At 33.6% G+C, this 18401-nt stretch carries 13 protein-coding genes, 1 tRNA gene and 1 pseudogene; 11 read left to right on the top strand and 4 right to left on the bottom strand.

Annotated elements, in window-relative coordinates; genetic code table 11:
* Positions 1 to 267: 267 nt before the first annotated feature.
* Positions 268 to 1641 (bottom strand): amino acid permease, encoded by a 1374-nt coding sequence (locus AB5359_RS09015; protein ID WP_048685247.1) that lies wholly within the window; start codon positions 1639 to 1641, stop codon positions 268 to 270.
* A 305-nt stretch (positions 1642 to 1946) separates the two neighbouring features.
* On the opposite strand from AB5359_RS09015, the gene adhE reads away from it, so the two are divergent.
* Positions 1947 to 4556 (top strand): bifunctional acetaldehyde-CoA/alcohol dehydrogenase, encoded by a 2610-nt coding sequence (adhE, locus tag AB5359_RS09020; protein WP_048685245.1) that lies wholly within the window; start codon positions 1947 to 1949, stop codon positions 4554 to 4556.
* Between the two features lie 116 nt (positions 4557 to 4672).
* Here adhE and AB5359_RS09025 read toward each other — a convergent pair.
* Positions 4673 to 5090: pseudogene (locus AB5359_RS09025) on the bottom strand (hypothetical protein).
* Positions 5091 to 5379: 289 nt separating this feature from the next.
* On the opposite strand from AB5359_RS09025, the gene AB5359_RS09030 reads away from it, so the two are divergent.
* The 4 genes from AB5359_RS09030 to AB5359_RS09045 all read left to right on the top strand — a co-directional run bounded on the left by AB5359_RS09030 (position 5380) and on the right by AB5359_RS09045 (position 11655).
* Positions 5380 to 6087 (top strand): carboxymuconolactone decarboxylase family protein, encoded by a 708-nt coding sequence (locus AB5359_RS09030; protein WP_049148676.1) that lies wholly within the window; start codon positions 5380 to 5382, stop codon positions 6085 to 6087.
* 109 nt (positions 6088 to 6196) lie between these two features.
* A complete protein-coding gene (locus tag AB5359_RS09035; RefSeq protein WP_048685236.1) occupies positions 6197 to 8086 on the top strand; it encodes a TerB N-terminal domain-containing protein in 1890 nt (629 codons plus the stop codon).
* Between the two features lie 4 nt (positions 8087 to 8090).
* Entirely contained in the window at positions 8091 to 9425 is a 1335-nt protein-coding gene (locus tag AB5359_RS09040; RefSeq protein ID WP_003648239.1) for an ATP-binding protein, read from the top strand.
* 7 nt (positions 9426 to 9432) lie between these two features.
* Complete coding sequence (locus tag AB5359_RS09045) at positions 9433 to 11655, top strand: DEAD/DEAH box helicase (protein WP_048685233.1); 2223 nt, start codon at positions 9433 to 9435, stop codon at positions 11653 to 11655.
* Positions 11656 to 11706: 51 nt separating this feature from the next.
* Here the strand turns inward: AB5359_RS09045 and galE are convergent, their stop codons facing one another.
* On the bottom strand, positions 11707 to 12699 hold the full coding sequence (galE, locus tag AB5359_RS09050; protein ID WP_077410484.1) for a UDP-glucose 4-epimerase GalE: 993 nt from the start codon (positions 12697 to 12699) through the stop codon (positions 11707 to 11709).
* A 233-nt stretch (positions 12700 to 12932) separates the two neighbouring features.
* On the opposite strand from galE, the gene AB5359_RS09055 reads away from it, so the two are divergent.
* From AB5359_RS09055 to AB5359_RS09075, 5 genes are all read left to right on the top strand, one after another.
* Positions 12933 to 14264 (top strand): FAD-containing oxidoreductase, encoded by a 1332-nt coding sequence (locus AB5359_RS09055; RefSeq protein ID WP_003648241.1) that lies wholly within the window; start codon positions 12933 to 12935, stop codon positions 14262 to 14264.
* Between the two features lie 75 nt (positions 14265 to 14339).
* On the top strand, positions 14340 to 15197 hold the full coding sequence (locus tag AB5359_RS09060) for an aldo/keto reductase (protein ID WP_048686662.1): 858 nt from the start codon (positions 14340 to 14342) through the stop codon (positions 15195 to 15197).
* 99 nt (positions 15198 to 15296) lie between these two features.
* Positions 15297 to 15369 (top strand) — tRNA-Thr (locus AB5359_RS09065).
* Between the two features lie 146 nt (positions 15370 to 15515).
* Positions 15516 to 16502, top strand: coding sequence for an Rpn family recombination-promoting nuclease/putative transposase (locus AB5359_RS09070; protein WP_048686663.1), 987 nt, complete (start codon positions 15516 to 15518; stop codon positions 16500 to 16502).
* 79 nt (positions 16503 to 16581) lie between these two features.
* Positions 16582 to 17103: a GNAT family N-acetyltransferase gene (locus AB5359_RS09075; RefSeq protein ID WP_048686665.1), complete on the top strand. Its 522-nt coding sequence runs from the start codon at positions 16582 to 16584 to the stop codon at positions 17101 to 17103.
* Here AB5359_RS09075 and psiE read toward each other — a convergent pair.
* Positions 17098 to 17502 (bottom strand): phosphate-starvation-inducible protein PsiE, encoded by a 405-nt coding sequence (psiE, locus tag AB5359_RS09080; protein WP_048686666.1) that lies wholly within the window; start codon positions 17500 to 17502, stop codon positions 17098 to 17100. The genes AB5359_RS09075 and psiE overlap by 6 nt on opposite strands.
* Positions 17503 to 17645: 143 nt before the next feature.
* Between psiE and AB5359_RS09085 the strand changes: the two genes are divergently transcribed.
* Positions 17646 to 18368, top strand: coding sequence for a putative ABC transporter permease (locus AB5359_RS09085; protein WP_048686668.1), 723 nt, complete (start codon positions 17646 to 17648; stop codon positions 18366 to 18368).
* Positions 18369 to 18401: the final 33 nt, after the last annotated feature.

Raw genomic sequence — 18401 nt, forward strand, 5'->3', positions numbered from 1 at the left:
GAACACAGAAGTTAAGCTTCTTAACGCCGAGAGTAGTTGGTGGGAAACTGCCTGCGAGGGTAGGCAGTCGCCGTGCTAAATGGAGGATTAGCTCAGCTGGGAGAGCATCTGCCTTACAAGCAGGAGGTCACAGGTTCGAGCCTGACAGCCGGAGTAAGTAAATGAAGAAATGAAAGAGAGAGAACGAAAATATTTTCATTCTCTCTTTTTTTGTAGGTTAATAGAGTATATAAAAAGTCTCTAGAGTTAACTAGAGACTGTAAAGAACTAATTCATTTCTTTCTGTATAAAGTGAGTTATACATACTAGTACTATGAAAATTATGCCTGCACTAATCATTGGGATACGATAATTTGGAAAAATTAATAGAATAATGATCATAGCTATAAAGAAAGTTAGTACTGCTATATCAGATAAAGGATATAATGGCATTTTGAAGGTTGGTAGTTCGCTTTCTAAGCTTTTCTTTCGGTAAGTCATATGGGTAATGATCATGATTGACCAAATTACTAAAAACATGCTGGTCGCTGTAGCAGAAATGAAAGTAAAGGCATCTTTTAAAAAGAAATTCAAAAGTGGTGCTAAAGCGATTAAAATTGTTGAAAATATTAATGCATTTTTAGGTAATTGTCGCCGATCTAGTTTTCCTAAATGCTTACTTAATTTAGTTTTACCCTTGTAATTTATTGAAAATAATAACCGCCCTGCACTATAGATAAAACTATTGGTTGATGAAATAGCTGCACTTATTACAACAAAGTTAATTATTGAGCCAGCATTTTTGATACCAGTAGCACCTAATGTTTGAACAAAAGGTGAACTAGACGTGGACACCTTATCCCAAGGGATAGCTAATAAGATACTTAAAATTGCTAAGACGTAGAATAAAATGATTCTAATTGGTAATTGATCAACTGCTCGAGTAATTGTTTTTTTAGGCTCTTTGGCTTCTGCAGCTGTTAATCCAATTAACTCAACTCCGATAAAACTGAAGATAACCATTTGGAAACCTAATAAAAAACCTTTGGGACCTTTAGCGAAAATTCCGCCATCAATAACCATATTCTGCCAGCTTACGTGTCCGTATTTTGTTGCAGAGTTTGTGATTAATAAATAAAAAATTAGAATAACAAACGCAATAATTGTTACGATTTTAATAATTGCAAAGCTAAATTCTAAGTTACCGAATACTCGAGCTGAAATTAGGTTAATAGATAGTAAAAACAATAAAGTAATCAATCCTGGAATCCAGCTTTGCAAATTTGGCCACCAATATTGAAAGTAAATACCTAAAGCGGTAATTTCTGCCATAGCTAACGTCAGCCAACTAAACCAATATAAATATCCAGTTGTTGTACCAATACTTTTTCCTAGGTATTCTGTAATAAAATCGATATAGGTATTTTTCTTAATATCAGAAAGTATCAATTCTCCTAGTGCTCTCATTAAAAGAAAAAGGAAGAAACCAACTAGGCAATAAATAAAAATTACTGCTGGCCCGGCTAGTTCAATACTGTTTCCGACTCCTAGAAAAAGCCCAGTTCCAATTGTTCCCCCTAATGCAATTAGTTGGATATGGGTATTTGTTAAACTACGCTTCATAGTTTTAATCTCAGATGTTTCTGAGTTGTTTTTTGACATTAAGATGTAAAACTCCTTTCATAGTTTATTAAAATTTTAACATAAAAATCTATGACAATAGTTAAAACGTATAGGTTTTAATATTTTTTATAAGATTGTAAATCAAAGTTATATTGTGAAATATTTTTCAATATTATCAAAAATGTAAACGATATCATTACTTAAAACAGCTATTTCTTACTTTTTATCATATTGTGAATTTGTAAAAGAGTGCACAAAGTCATTTACAAATGTCTAAGATAGGCGCTATACTGTCATTGTTCATAAAAATATGCCTAGATTTCCGAGTAGGAGGCCCAATTTAGATGGTGCAAGATAAAAAGGCTACAAAAGAAGAAAAAACAATTGATGTAAATAAAATGATTGATGGCTATGTTGAAAAAGCTCATGTTGCTTTAGATGAGATGGCCGATTTCAATCAAGAACAAGTTGATAAAATATGTGAAGCTATTGCAAGTGCTGGAGAGCAAAACAGTTATCTTCTTGCAAAAATGGCAGTTGAAGAAACTGGTCGTGGTGTAGTAGAAGACAAAACAATCAAGAACATGTTTGCTAGTGAAAATATTTGGAATAGTCTTCGCCACGAAAAAACTGTAGGTGTTATTGAAGAAGATAAGGAAAAGCAATTAGTCAAAATTGCAGAACCTAAGGGTGTAATTGCTGGTGTAACTCCAGTTACTAACCCAACTTCAACTGTAATTTTTAAGGCAATGCTTGCTTTAAAGACTAGAAATGCTATTATTTTTGGTTTTCACCCACAAGCACAGAAGAGTTGTGTAAAAACTGGTGAAATTATTCGTGAGGCTGCAATTAAGGCGGGTGCACCTAAAGATGCTATTCAATGGATTGAATATCCAAGTCTTGAAGCCACTAGTGCTTTAATGAATCATCCAAATGTTCAAACTATCTTGGCTACTGGTGGTCCCGGAATGGTTAAGGCAGCTTATTCATCTGGTAAGCCTGCTATTGGTGTTGGTCCTGGTAATGGTCCATCTTATATTGAAAAGACTGCTAATATTCCAGAATCTGTTTATGACATTGTCTTGTCTAAGACTTTTGATAATGGAATGATTTGTTCATCTGAAAACTCTGTAGTAGTTGATGAAGAAATTTACAACAAAGTAAAAGATGAATTTAAGTCTTGGAACTGCTATTTCTTGAAACCAGATGAAATTAAAAAATTTGAAGAAAAGTTTATCGATCCTAGAAGAGGAACAGTTGCTGGTCCAGTCGCAGGACGTTCAGCTTATCAAATTGCTAAGTTATGTGGCGTAGATGTTCCAGAAGATACCAAAGTAATCATTGCTGAATATAAGGGTGTAGGTAAAAAGTATCCTTTATCTGCTGAAAAACTTTCCCCAGTATTTACTATGTACAAGGCTAAAGATCATGAAGATGCCTATAAGATTTGTACTGATCTTCTAAACTATGGTGGTCGTGGACATACTGCTGGCGTTCACTCACAAGATGAAAAGGTTATTGATGACTTTTCAATGAAAATGGATGCATGTCGTATCTTAGTAAACTCTCCTGCTTCAGTTGGTGGGGTTGGTGATTTATACAACAATATGCTTCCTTCTCTTACTTTGGGAACTGGTTCATACGGAGCAAATACTTTCTCACATAATATTGGTGCTAGAGACTTGCTTAATATTAAGACCGTTGCAAAGCGTCGCGATAATATGCAGTGGATTAAAGTACCAAAGAAGACGTATTTTGAACATAATGCTGCAAATTACTTAAAACATATGCCAGATGTTGAAAGATTTTTCATTGTGACTGATGAAGGCGTAGCAAGTAAGTACATTAATGAAATTACCGATATCATTAGTCAACGTCGTGGAAAGAAGAGCTATGAAGTCTTTCAAGCAGTAACTAAAGATCCAGATACCACTATAATTGCTGATGGTGTTCACAGAATGAATATCTTTAAACCAGATGTAGTTATTGCTGTTGGTGGTGGTTCTGTAATGGATGCTGCTAAAGCAATGCGTTTATTCTATGAAAATCCAGATATGAGTTTTGAAGATGCCTATTCAAAGTTTTTAGACATTAGAAAAAGAACGGTAAGGTTTCCAAAATATAACGCCATTCAATTAGTATGTATCCCAACAACTTCAGGCACTGGCTCAGAAGTATCACCATTTTCCATTATTAAAGATACTGTAACTGGCATTAAACATACTCTTTGTGATTATTCTTTAAATCCTGATGTTGCCATTGTTGATGATCAATTTGTAGAAACAATGCCTAAAGAATTGATTGCACGTTCTGGCTTTGAAGCATTAGCTCACGCAGTAGAAAGTTACGTTTCTACAATGGCTACCGATTTTACTCGTGGCTGGTCAATGGAAGCTATTAAGTTGATTTTTGAAAACTTAGAAAAATCATATAACGGCGATCAAAACGCAAGAAGTAGAATGCATAATGCGGCTACTCTAGCTGGAATGGCATATGCTAATGCTTTCTTAGGAGTAGGACATGCAATTGCTCATACTGAATCATCTGAATTTGGTATTCCAAGTGGCTTGAGTGATGCAATTGCTATGCCATATGTAATTAGATTTAATTCTAAGAAACCAAGAAAACTTGCTATGCGTCCTCACTATTCAACTTTCAGAGCTGATAAGGATTATGCTGCAATTGCTCGCAGCTTAGGCTTAAAAGGTAATACGGATCAAGAATTAGTGGATGCTTTAATTAAGAAAGTTGTTGAATTAGGGCACGGTGTAGGAATGAAACTTAGTCTTAAGGCTAACGGAGTTGATGAGGCTGATTTCAATAACAAAGTTGACGCTATGGCTGTTGAAGCTTATGGAGATCAAAATGTCGTAACTAATCCTTCCGCTTTATTAATTAGTGAAATTAAAGACTTAATGAAAGAAACTTATAAGGGAAAGGGTATTGAAGCCTAGTTTATCTCTATTCCAATATCTCATTTAAATATCAATATGAATTCGCATATAAAAAGGAGAAGCAATTTTGCTTCTCCTTTTTTGATGTGTATGTAAATTAATTACTAGATTACCTTTTATAAATTAATTAGTTCAATTTTCCAGCTTTTTTCAAGATAGTGGTGTTCAGTTCTAAAAGCATCAATATCTCCGCCGTTAAAGTCGTTTAATTTAGAAAGCTTATTATTTAGTTCATTAAAATCTTTCTTTAAATCGTTGATAACAGGTTCTTCTTCTTGTTCGTAGACGTAGTGATTTTCTGTTGAATCTTTAGGACCTTCGCCTTTGAATTGTTCGATCTTATCTTCGTCTTTATCGACTTTTCTTGCGTGCTTAAGAATTGATTTAATATCTTTAATTGTTTCGTGTTGAGCGGTGCGATGTTTCTTATCATCAATACTATCTTCAATCTTTGTTAAATGACTTTCTGCATCTGAAATTTTCTTAGCAATTCTGTCTAATGCTTTTAAATTCTCTTTTTGCATAATCAGTCATTACATATACCTTCTCAAATCAATTTGTTAATTTAATCATCTTTAATATAAAAGCTAACTGTCATTACTTCAAGAATAATATGTTATTTTATAAAATAAACGTATAGGTTTGAAATAACTAATATCAACATAAATACAGACGTAATTAATTTATTCTATAGTTTTAGCTGTTATTATATTTACTATTTTTATTCTATACTTTAATGGCATATTTCTACATAGAAAGAAAGTAATTTTCAATCCATCTGGCTCTCTTTATAATATAAAACATAAGAAAGAGGCGTGAACTAATGTTTAGAGAAGATGTAAAAAATATTCATGAAAAAGTTTTAAAAGAAAATGATCCAGAAGCATGGGAGCGAATTAGTCATTTTACTTTCGAAGAAGTTCAAGATGATGTAGATTTACCAAATAAGACAAAATTAATTTCTAATTTAGCTTATTTATTAGGGATGCAGGGCTTAGAAGAATATCGCTTGATGTTACCTGTAGCTTTAGATAATGGTGTAAGTCCAGTTGAAGTAAAAGAAATTGTTTATCAAGCAGTTGATTATTTAGGATTAGGACGCGTAATGCCATTTTTTAAAGTAACTAATACTATTTTACTTGATCGTGGAGAAAAGTTACCTTTGCCAAAACAAGCTACAACAACTATGGAAAACAGACTTGAAAAAGGCGAGGAAACTCAAATGAGATTGTTTGGTCCTCAAATGAAGGATTTTGCTAAAAAAGGGACTATTAATAAATGGTTGGTGGATAATTGTTTTGGTGATTATTATACGAGGAAAGGTTTTAGTGACAAAGAGCGCGAAATGATTACATTTTGTTACTTAGCTGCCCAAGGCGGTTGTGAACCACAATTATTAGCTCATGCTAAGGCGAATGTGGGATTAGGAAATGATCAACAATTTTTAACCAAAATAGTTTTAGCTAATGTCCCATTTATTGGCTATCCACGTAGCCTGAATGCAATTAATGTCATTAATCAAGTAAAATAATCATTTTCAAGGCACTGAAATTGAATAATTTCGGTGCCTTTTTTACTGCAAGTTTATGGATCAACCAAGTAAAATATAGTAGAATATACGTTCGAAAGGAGCTGAAGCCATGAATATTGATGAACTCTTGAGCTATGCTATTAGACACTTTGGAAAGAATAGTGTTAGTGAGCTTAATGATAATTCTAATTTAGTTGCTTTTAGTTCACCGATTACTAAAAATTGGTTTGCTCTTTTAGATTTAGATCCTAAAAATAAAAAATTAAATATTAATTGTGGCAATTTTGCAACGACTATTAAAGATTTACCTGGGTTCTCAGCTGCTTCTTTGATAAAGGATAATAAATGGGTAGAAGTTAGTTTGCTTTTAAGCGAGCAAAAAATAAAACAAGCTTTAGAATATGCCTTTAAAGTAGTGCTCATGTCAAATAAGGCTCCTAATCCTGAAAAGTTAATTTATATACCTGATGCGAGTACGGATAAATTGAATCAGCAAAATGTTTATCACGAACAAAAAATAAACTTTGATAGTTGGGAAAAAACTAATAATTCTAAACAAAATAATTCTCCCAAAGAAAAAATAGAATTAAATTTTGAAAATACGGAATCTGTTCCTGAGCAAATTCAGAAAATGATTAAGGCATATCGTTATGATTTGGCAGGTTCAGTTCGCAGAGAACAAAATTTTTATTTACAAGGCAAATTAATGGCTACTTATGAAGACAATTATCAAAAAAGGCAGTCATTTTTGCGTTATTATCCGGCTTATCATGACTTAACGGTTGGACAAGCAAGGACTTATTTTACTTGGCGTGCCAAGATTAGGAATAGTATTTATGAAAAGGTATCGAATTCATATGCTTATATTTATTTATATGAGTTATTAAATGGAATAGGCGTAGAGAATCCTCAAGAAGGGTTAGATAAGTTAATAGATTTTGATAAAAATTATGCTCAAAGCTTTTCCCCAGAAATGGCAGCATATCTTGATAGATGGATTCGTGACTATATTATTTTTTATAATATTAGTGAAAAAAGAAATGAATTTTTTCAGAAAGAACAAGAAAAGGATAAAAAATATGAGCATTTGTTGTACCCAAAACAATTTTCTGAGCATGAAGTTGCAGAAAGCTTAATAAATTTATCTAATTATAAAATTGAAAATTGTCCTTTGTATAAAAAGAATCCAGAAAAATTTGAACATTTATTAGTTTTAGTTTGGCAGCAAATATTAGATTTACGCCAAGATGGTTTTGATTTTTTGACCAATTATATTACTTATAAAAATCAAATGACGGTTCAGTTATTTTCCGCTGCAGTGTTCAATCATAAACTGATGCCTAAAACAGTTAATTTTGAAATTGATCAAATTAGAAAGTATTTTTATGATAAAGAAAAGGATTCGTGGTATTGTGAATCTTATTGGGGACTAGCTGGTCAAAAAAGTATCATTGGAAATTTATTGCATGAAGTTGATCGTGAAGTTAGGAAGAACTTTAATGTAGGACGAAGCTTAAAGCCTAGAAAAATTGAAAAGCATTATCTTCAGGCTATAAAAGATGGAATTAAAAAGTACAAAATTGAAGAATATAAATTAAAACAACCAAAGATTGAAATTAATTTAGCGCATTTGTCTACCATTAGAGAAGATGCCGCTGGTACGAGGGATAGTTTATTAACTGAAGAAGAACTACGAGCTGAAAAAGAAGAAAAAAGGCAACTTGAAGAAATAAATGAAAAAGATAAAGACGAGGATTTTGAAGATTATGGTCTGAGTCAAGCAGAATTGCATACTATTAAGATGCTTTTAAAAGGCGAGAATCCAGATCAATATCTTAAAGGAAAGCATCTAATGACAGCAGTTGTGGTCGACAATATAAATGAAAGACTTTTTGATGAAATCGGCGATAATGTGATCGAATTTCTCAATGATGTGCCAACAATAATTGAAGACTATCAAGAAGATATAGAAGACATGTTTTTGAAAGGAAAAAATTAGAAAGATGGCTATTAATAAGACAAGAAAAGTACCTAAGAGAATAGCTCAAACTATATTAAATTCCCTAAAAGGAGGAGTAGTTCCAAGAATTGGCTTACCCTATATTACCGTTGGAAGAAAAGCTGAGATTGAAGCCTTGTTACACGATGTAGAATTAATTGAAAATGGTGGTGCATCTTTTAGATTTATTGTTGGTCGATATGGGTCTGGGAAAAGCTTTTTGCTTCAAACAATTAGAAATTATGTAATGGATAAGAATTTTGTCGTAGTTGATGGAGATTTATCGCCTGAAAGACGCCTGCAAGGTGGAAAGGGACAAGGATTAGCTACTTATCGTGAGTTGATTCAAAATCTTTCTACTAAGACTAGACCAGAAGGTGGGGCCTTAACTTTAATTCTTGATCGCTGGATTAATACAATTCAAATGCAGGTTGCCACCGAGACTAACTTAAATACGGATGATCCTGCTTTTGAAGAAGCAGTTAATAAAAAGATCTATGCTGTAATTTCTAATCTTTCTGAATTAGTGCATGGTTTTGATTTTGCTAAATTGCTCGAAATGTATTATCAAGCCTATATTAATGATGATGAAGAAACTAAAGCCAAAGTTGTTAAATGGTTTAGGGGAGAATATGCAAATAAGACTCAGGCTAAAAAGGAGTTAGGAGTAGATATTGTAATCTCGGATGATGATTGGTATGAGTATCTTAAGCTATTTGCTTCATTCTTTAGACAGGCTGGATATGCAGGTTTAATGATCATGATTGATGAATTAGTTAATATTTATAAAATTCCGAATAGTATCAGCCGGCAGTACAATTATGAAAAGATACTAACAATGTATAATGATGCTTTACAAGGAAAATCAAAGTATTTGGGAATTATTATGTGTGGTACGCCTCAAGCTGTTGAAGATAAGAGACGAGGCGTATATTCTTACGAGGCTTTACGTTCACGTCTTGCTAGCGGAAAATTTTCAGAAGCTGGTAATAGGGACATGTATGCTCCTGTTATCAAACTTGATCCTCTTACTCCTGAAGAAATGTTAGTTTTGGCTGAAAAATTGGCAGACATGCACGCTCATTTATATGGATATGAAAGAACAATTACAGAGGATGACTTAGAAAAATTTATTAAAATTGAATATTCACGCGTGGGTGCTTCTTCCAATATCACGCCACGTGAGATTATTCGTGATTTTATTGAATTATTAGATATTGTTTGGCAAAATCCCAAGACTAATATTGAGCAGCTACTTAATTCTGATAAGTTTTCTTATACTGAGTCAGAAGCTGTTTCCGATAAAAAGTCTGATAATTTTGCTGAGTTTAGAATTTAAGTGAAAAATGGATATTTTTACACGTTTTGCTCCTTTTATTCAGGACTATATTTATGAACATAATTGGAAAAATTTACGTTCAATTCAAGTTGGCGCAGCAGAAACAATTTTTAATAGTCAAGACAACGTCTTATTAGCTGCTTCGACAGCATCTGGTAAGACTGAAGCTGCTTTTTTTCCAATTTTGACGGATCTATATGAAAATCCTGCTCACTCAGTTGGGGTTCTATATATTTCACCATTAAAGGCGCTAATTAATGACCAATATGAACGGTTAACGGATCTTTGCCAAGATGCTAATATTCCAGTTTGGCGCTGGCATGGTGAAGTAGCTCAAACACAAAAAAGAAAATTGCTTAAGCATCCATCGGGAATTTTGCAAATTACGCCAGAATCATTAGAATCGTTGATGATTAATAAGCATATGGATATTCCTAATTTGTTCCATGATTTAAGATATGTGGTAATTGACGAGCTCCATTCTTTTTTACGATCAGATCGAGGAGGACAAACTTTTTGTTTGATTGAGAGATTATCGAAAATGGCTGGTGTTGATCCCCGGCGAGTCGGACTTTCAGCCACGATCGGTGATACTAAATCTGCCGCTAGATTTTTAGGAGCAGGTTCAAGACGCAAAACTACGGTTCCTAACGCAGAAAGTGGGGGTCAAGTTTGGCGATTATCGATGGAACATTTTTATGATAATGGACCACAAGCTGATAGTAATGACTTTGATCCAGCTCAGCCAGTTTTAGATGAGAAAAGTGATCAGGCACCTCAAATGGCTGATCCATCGATGGCTTATATTTTCGAACATACACGTGGAAAGAAATGTTTGGTTTTTACTAATAGTCGAGAAGAATGCGAGGCAGTATGTCAGGTTTTAAGACAATATTGTGAAGTAAATCATGAACCAGATCGTTTTTTAATCCATCATGGTAATTTGTCAGCTGCGTATCGGCAAACTGCAGAAGCTGAAATGAAGAATGAAGATTCATTAATGACAACTTGCGCGACGGCAACGCTTGAATTAGGTATTGATATTGGAAAATTAGAGCGTGCCTTTCAAATTGATGCTCCTTTTACAGTCTCTGGATTTTTACAAAGGATGGGTAGAACTGGACGCAGAGGAAATCCAGCAGAAATGTGGTTTGTGATGCGGGAGTCACATCCTGAGTCCCGTGCGATGCTACCAGAAATTATTCCTTGGTCATTACTCCAAGGAATTGCTTTAGTTCAGCTATATTTAGAAGAAAAATGGGTAGAGCCACCAGAACCAAACAGATTACCTTATAGTTTGTTGTATCATCAAACAATGTCTACCTTAGCTTCAAGCGGGGAAATGACTCCTGCTGAACTGGCATCTCGTGTATTGACGCTGCATTATTTCCATAACGTTAGTCAAAATGATTATCGAGTTCTATTGCGTTATTTGATCAAAGAAGATCATATTCAACAAACCGAAAACGGTGGTTTGATTGTTGGATTAGCTGGAGAACGAGTAATAAACAATTTTAAGTTTTATGCTGTTTTTCAAGAAAATGAAGAATATTCTGTTAAATCTGATTCTGAAGAATTGGGAACAATTGTTAAGCCACCTCCAGTTGGAGATAAGATTGCGATTGCTGGCCGGGTCTGGGTGGTAGAGGATGTAGACCGAAAACGACATCAAGTGTATTGTCATCCAGTTAAAGGGCGTATTCCAGCTTATTTTGGGGATGTAGCAGGAGACATTCAACCTAAAATTTTGCAAAGGATGAGGAAAATTTTAGGTGAAAGAACGCAATATCCATATTTAATGAAACAAGCTGTGGCGCGTCTAAAAGAAGTTCGGAATACAGCACAAATTTCAGGGATGCTAGAGAGTAATTTAATTAAGCTTGGTGGAAAAATGTGGTGCCTTTTTCCTTGGACTGGTACTTATGCTTTTTTAGCATTAGAAAGACTAATCAAGATAAAATGTGCTAAACGTCTTGGCTTAAGAGGCTTCAATTCTAGCCGTCCATATTTTATGCAATTTGCGATGGATGTAGGTAAAGATGAATTTTTAGAAATTCTGAAAGAAGAAGCAAATAAAGATTTTGATCCCTTGGAATTAGTTTATCCGAAAGAAGTCCCTGTTTTTGATAAATATGATGAGTATTTACCAGATGAATTAGTAAGAAAAGAATTCGCACGAAGTATTTTGGATATTAAAGAAATGAGAAAGTGCGTTAATAAATTGAAGTAAAAAAATAACCATTCAGTTAGTCTATCACTGAATGGTTATTTTTATTACCTTTTACTTATCTTCGTAGCCCTTTGGATGGCTCTTGTGCCAGTTCCAAGCAGTTGCAATTACATCATCAACATTTTCATGTTTTGGCTTCCAGCCTAAGACTTTACGAGCCTTGCTTGAGTCAGCAACTAAAGAATCAGGATCTCCGCCTCTTCTTGGTCCAATAGTGTAAGGAATGTCAATGCCAGTAACTTTTTTAGCAGCTTCAAGGATTTCTAAGTTTGAGTAGCCTTGAGCAGTACCTAGGTTGAAGACGTCAGACTTGTTAGTTTCCATCACGTGCTTAAGTGCCAAGATGTGAGCGTCAATTAAGTCTTCAACTTGAACGTAGTCGCGGACATTAGTACCGTCTTTAGTGTCATAGTCGTCACCAAAGATAGTAAAGTTGCCATCGCCAGAAATAGCACTCTTTAAGATGTTTGGAATTAAGTGAGTTTCAGGACCATGGTCTTCACCAATTGAACCGTCGCTTGAAGCACCAGCCACATTAAAGTAGCGAAGAGCGATTGACTTAATGCCGTCAGCTTTGTCAGCCCAGTGCATAATCTTTTCCATCATCATCTTGGTTTCGCCATATGGGTTGATTGGATCAAGCGGTGTATATTCAGTAATTGGTAAAGTCTTTGGAATACCGTAAGTTGCAGCAGAAGATGAGAATACTAGGTATTTAACTTTAGCGTCATCCATTGCTTGCAGAAGAGAAATCATACCTGAAACGTTATTGTCGTAGTACTTAAGTGGTTTCTTAACTGATTCAGGAACTAATGAGTAAGCGGCAAAGTGCATTACAGCATCAATGTTTTCATCACGTAAGATTTTGCTTACTAAATTAGTGTCTTCAATATCGCCTTGGTAAAACTTGGCTTTCTTGTCAACAGCCTTTCTGTGGCCAGTATAGAGAGAATCAAGGACAACGACATCGTTACCTTCTTCAATTAATTTTCTAACAGCGTGAGAACCAATATAACCGGCCCCACCAATAACTAATACTCGCATTAACTAGTTACTCCTTTTTTATTAAATAATAACCGAATCAAGTTAATTTTAGCACAATAACTTATTTTGAAAATTCTAATTAAAAAATTTGTGTGTTGCCACTATGATTCTTTATTTTTTCTTTGATATTAGATAATCACAAAAAATTATAAGCAAAAATAGTGCAATTTTATATTATATGTTTAAAATAATAGTTAAAGAAGCAAGCTTATAAAAAGTAAGAGGATAAAATTATGAAAACAATTAAAAATATTATCATTGGTTTTGGTAAAGGTGGGAAAACTTTAGCTAAGTTTTTAGCTCAAAAAGGTGAAGAAGTATTAGTAATTGAAAAATCTAATAAAATGTACGGTGGTACTTGTATTAATATCGCCTGCTTACCGTCAAAAAGATTAATTATTGAAGCTTCAAATGGTGTCTCATATGTGGATGCAGTGAGTGGAAAAAATGAAATGACTGCACAATTGCGGAATAAAAACTATCATATGTTAGCAGATGAAAAGACAGTGACAGTTTTGGATGGTGAAGCTCACTTTATTGCGGATCATGAAATTGAAGTAGTTTTAACTAATGGTGAAAAGGAGCAGTTTAAGGGAGAGCGTATTTTTATTAATACCGGAGCTGTTCCGGTAATGTTACCAATTCCAGGTTTAAAAGAAAGTAAGTATATTCTTGATTCTACGCAGGCAATGGATGAAAAGAAAATGCCAGAAAATCTAACAATTATTGGTGCTGGTTATATTGGGTTAGAATTTGCAAGTATGTTTGCAAAATACGGCAGTAAAGTAACAGTGCTTGATCATAGCAGAGAATTTTTAAGTAGAGAAGATGCTGATATTAGTCAATTAGTCAAAAAGGACTTAGAAGATGCAGGGGTTCATTTTGAACTTGGAGCTGATATCAAAGAAATTATTGATGAAGAAAATGAAGCAAAAGTTCGTTATCAAATAAACGGTCAAGAAAAAGAAATTAGCGCAAATCGGATCTTAGCTGCAACGGGAAGAAAGCCGAATATTGAAAATCTTGGTTTAGAAAATACTTCAATTGAAATAACAGACCGCGGTGCAGTTAAAGTAGATGATTTTTTAAGAACAACAGTTGATAAAGTATGGGCGATTGGAGATGTTAAGGGTGGTCTTCAATTTACATATATTTCTTTAGATGATTTTAGAATTATTAAAGATCAATTATTTGGTACAGGTGCACGGATGATCAGTGATCGTAAAGTGGTTCCTTATAGTGTCTTTATTTCACCTGCTTTGTCTCAAGTTGGCTTAAATGAAAAGCAAGCACACAATCAAAATAAGGAATATAAATTATTTAAGTTGCCAGTTGCAGCCATTCCAAAAGCAAAAGTTGCTAAAGATAGTAGAGGTTTGTTTAAGGCTTTAGTTGATCCTGAGACTGAAGAAATTCTAGGCGCAACTTTATATGGAATTGAATCTTATGAGTTAATTAATATGATTTCTTTGGCAATGAAGGCACATCTTTCTTATACGGTTTTAAGAGATCAGATTTATACTCATCCAACTATGTCAGAAGCCTTTAACGATTTATTTAAGTAGATAGGAGCATCTCTGTTATAAAAGTTTCTTAATTTACTTTTATAATACGGTTAGATATAGAAATGAGGTAGATGTATGAATTTTAATTCACTTGAAGATACATATACATTAAATAATGGTGTAAAGATTCCAATTATTGGTTTTGGAACTTGGCAAACACCTGATGGAGATATTGCAAAACATGCAGTTGAAGTAGCACTTAATGCAGGCTATCGGCATATTGATACAGCAGCAGCTTATGGTAATGAAAAAAGTGTTGGTCAAGCGATAAAAAATAGTGGCATAAATCGTCATGATTTGTTTATTACAACTAAGCTTTGGAATACAGACCATGGTTATAAATCGGCTAAGGCAGCAATTGATAGGAGTTTGCAAAGTTTAAAGGTTGATTATTTAGACTTATACTTAATTCACTGGCCTAATCCTGTTGATATGCGTGACCATTGGGCTGAAGCAAATGCTGAAAGCTGGCGAGCAATGGAAGAAGCAGTACAAGCTGGAAAGATTAGGGCAATTGGAGTTTCTAATTTTAGAAAACGTCATTTAGATGAACTTCTGAAAACTGCAGAAATAAAACCTGTGGTTAACCAAATTATGCTTAATCCAAGTGATTTACAACCAGATGTAGTTAAAGTTAATAATGAATTAAAATTACTTAGTGAAGCATATAGTCCTTTAGGTACTGGTGGATTATTAGGTAATGAAACTGTCAATGAAATAGCTAGTGAAGTAGGAAAATCTCCAGCACAAGTTTTAATTCGCTGGTCTTTAGAACATGGATTTTTACCACTACCTAAGTCAGTTCATGACAAGTACATTCGAGCAAACGCTGGAGTGTTTGATTTTAACTTGAGTTCTGAACAGATGAATAAATTAGATAGTTTACATGGAGTTAGTGGCTTAGCTACTGATCCAGATGCAGCTAATTTTTAATTAGAAGTCGGAGTAGATACTACTTCGATTTTTTATTTGCAAAAATTTGTTGATACTTTACAGAGAAAGAAAATCTTTGTTATAATTCTAATGTTAGTTGCTGAATTAGCTCAGTTGGTAGAGCGCTTCCCTCGTAAAGAAGAGGTCGCCAGTTCGATTCTGGCATTCAGCACTCAGGGTATTAACTAAAGAAGCCTTTCAAAGAGTTCCGTAGAACTTGCTTTGAAAGGCTTTTTTTACACATTTTTAATATAATGAAAAAATTCGGCATTTTTTCGCGTAATAACTAATAGAACAAAAGTATGAAAGAGGTGCCGAATGAAAAATATGCATAAAAAACCATGGTTCGGTTTTACAGAAGACAAGGTATTTGGCGAAGTAATGTCAAATAAAGAATTTTGCAAGCATGTTTTGCAAGGAATCTTGCCAGAGTTAGCTATTGAAGACATCTATTTTCCACATAAGCAAGAAGAAATAAATGATCCCGAACATTATGATCAGAAAGACGTTCGTTTAGATATCTTAGTTGAAGATTATAATCATAATCTCTATAACATTGAAGTACAGACAACAAACACTGATGATATAGCACGCAGAATGCGTTACTATGCTGCGAAGGCAGATCAAAGATATACTTTGAAGAAAGGAAGTACATATCGAAATCTAAAGAATGTCTATATAATTTTTCTCTGCTCATTTAATTTAGCTGAAAAGAAGCCAATTAAAAGTAAGTATTTAACTATAAATTCTGATAACCAAACAGATGTATTGCAGGATGGACTGACCAAAATTATAATTAATTCAAATGGAATTCCTAGTGGAAATGAAACTAAGACTTTACTTAATTTGGTAAAGCTAATGAAAAACTTGCCTATATCTGGTGATGCATATTTTGATATTGCTCAAAATAGAATTAAAGAAATTAATAGTGATGAGAAATGGAGGGATATGATTATGGATTATGAAACTAAGCTGCTAGAACGTGAACAAGATGCAGAAGAGAGAGGCTTAAAACGAGGAATTGAAAAAGGAATAAATCAGGGAATGCAGCAAGGAATGCAGCAAGGGATGCAGCAAGGAATACAACAAGGAATACAGCAAGGCATTCGTCAAGGGATTCAGCAAGGTATCGAACAAGGGACGAAAGAAGGAAAGAAAAAAGAAAAATTAATAGGAATAAAGAAATTGATTCTAGCTCTAAAAGATTTTGGTGGAAACGATCAACAAATTTTACAACGTTTAGAAAAAGATTATGGAGATAGTTTTTCTAAGGAAGAATTAGAAAAATTTTTGAAGGAAAGTTAGAAATAAACATTATGAAAAGCAGGGTTTTTTCCCTGCTTTTTTAGGTATACTATTAGAAAAATGAAAGTAGTGAAAAATAGTGACTTTAATTTATACACGTTATGCTAATAATCATGATTTATCTGAAATTATGACAATTATTAATGAAGCAAAATTATTTCTAAAGCAAAGCGGAAGTAGTCAGTGGCAGGGCAGTTATCCTAATGAAGAAACGATACAAAATGATATCAGAAATAAATGTGCTTTTGTCTTAGTAGTAGATAATCAAGTTGCTGGTTATGCAGCCAGTATAATTGGCGAAGAGCCAACCTACCAAAAGATTGATGGTTCTTGGAAAAATAAGACATCTGATTATGCGACTTTTCATCGATTAGCTATTAGTAATAAATACCGCGGAATGCATCTTGCAAACTTGATGTTTTCGGATCTAATCTCAATAATGGTTAGCCAAGAAATTAGAAATTTTAGAATTGATACGTCACGTAAAAATAGAATCATGCAACATTTGGCTTTAAAGCATAATTTTAGTGAACGAGGAATTATTCAGGTAGAGGAGGATCCAAAAGATCCTAATCGATTAGCCTATGAATTGAATTTATAGTTTTATGTGTCTATTCAAAATAACGATTCCGATAATTAATAATAAAATTGCAATTGAATGAATTAAAATTTGCATAGGCTCCCCATGAGCAGTAATTAAATTTCTTAACAAGGCGGTAATTCCTAAGCTCATCAAAAAATTTAAGCTTGTATGTCCCATGTGTTTAAGGGCTGCAACAATCATTGCTGAAAACTCAAAAAAGAGGAAGAAAGTAACAATCTCATCCAAAACTTTGATTGGTATGTGAATGAAGCTATTTCTAATCATTCTTTGTCCAATTGCAAGTAGTTGTCCAAACATTAGAACAATAAGTAACGCGCCTAAAATTCCTAAAGCGATCATGATAAAAAAGCGGAGAAAGTTTGCATATTTGCTAGCAATTTTATTGAATTTCTTCATTGTATATACCTTTCATATGTAGATAAGTTTATTTTTACGCTTTTTAGCTAATTTTTCCAGAGTTGTTTTAGGATGCTATTTAGTTAAATAATGATATCTTTAATATAGAAGAAATACTAAAGTTTGTTCATGAGGTATTAAAAATGCCATTTACTTTTTCTGAAATTATCGTGCTCTTTTTTACATATTCAGTGATTGGTTGGATGTGGGAGACGATATATTGTTCAATTAAAGATCATCATTATGATTATCGCGGATTTTTGTTTGGCCCGTATTGTCCGGTTTATGGATTTGCAGTAACTACCATTTTAATCTTTACTTATCATATTCAGGATAATCTTTTCCTATTGTATGTAGTAGGAATAATAGTGGCGACAATTTTTGAGTATTGCGCAAGTGTATTTTTACAATATGTTTTTCATATGAAGCTATGGGATTACTCCCATTTGTGGGGGAATGTACAGGGGAGAGTTGCTCCAGTAATTTCTTTATTTTGGGGAGTAGGAGTGGTCTTTTTAGTAAAAATCATTCAACCTTTTATTCAAAAGATAATTAATTGGGAAGAAGCGAGAACTCATGGCTACTTGGCATTAATCATTTTATTAGGAATGGGGACAGACTTTGTTCTTACAATTATCAGTGTTGAAAAGTTTCATATTAGTACTAAACGATGGGACGAGCGATTAAATACGCAGATAAAGCTAGATGAAAATAAGCTTAATCAACGTTTTGATAAATTACTTGAGTCACTGTCATGGAATCAAAAAAGATTTCTTACAAGTTTCCCACAACTTAAATTTACGGATATAGATCAATTTAATGCAATTAAGCATAAAAGAATGATTAGAAGGAAAAATAAGAGTTAGAGCTACTAGCCCTTATTTTTTTTGCCCTTTTTG

This window comes from Lactobacillus sp. RTP31084st1_F9_RTP31084_210423, assembly GCF_040919545.1.
GTDB lineage: Bacteria > Bacillota > Bacilli > Lactobacillales > Lactobacillaceae > Lactobacillus > Lactobacillus paragasseri.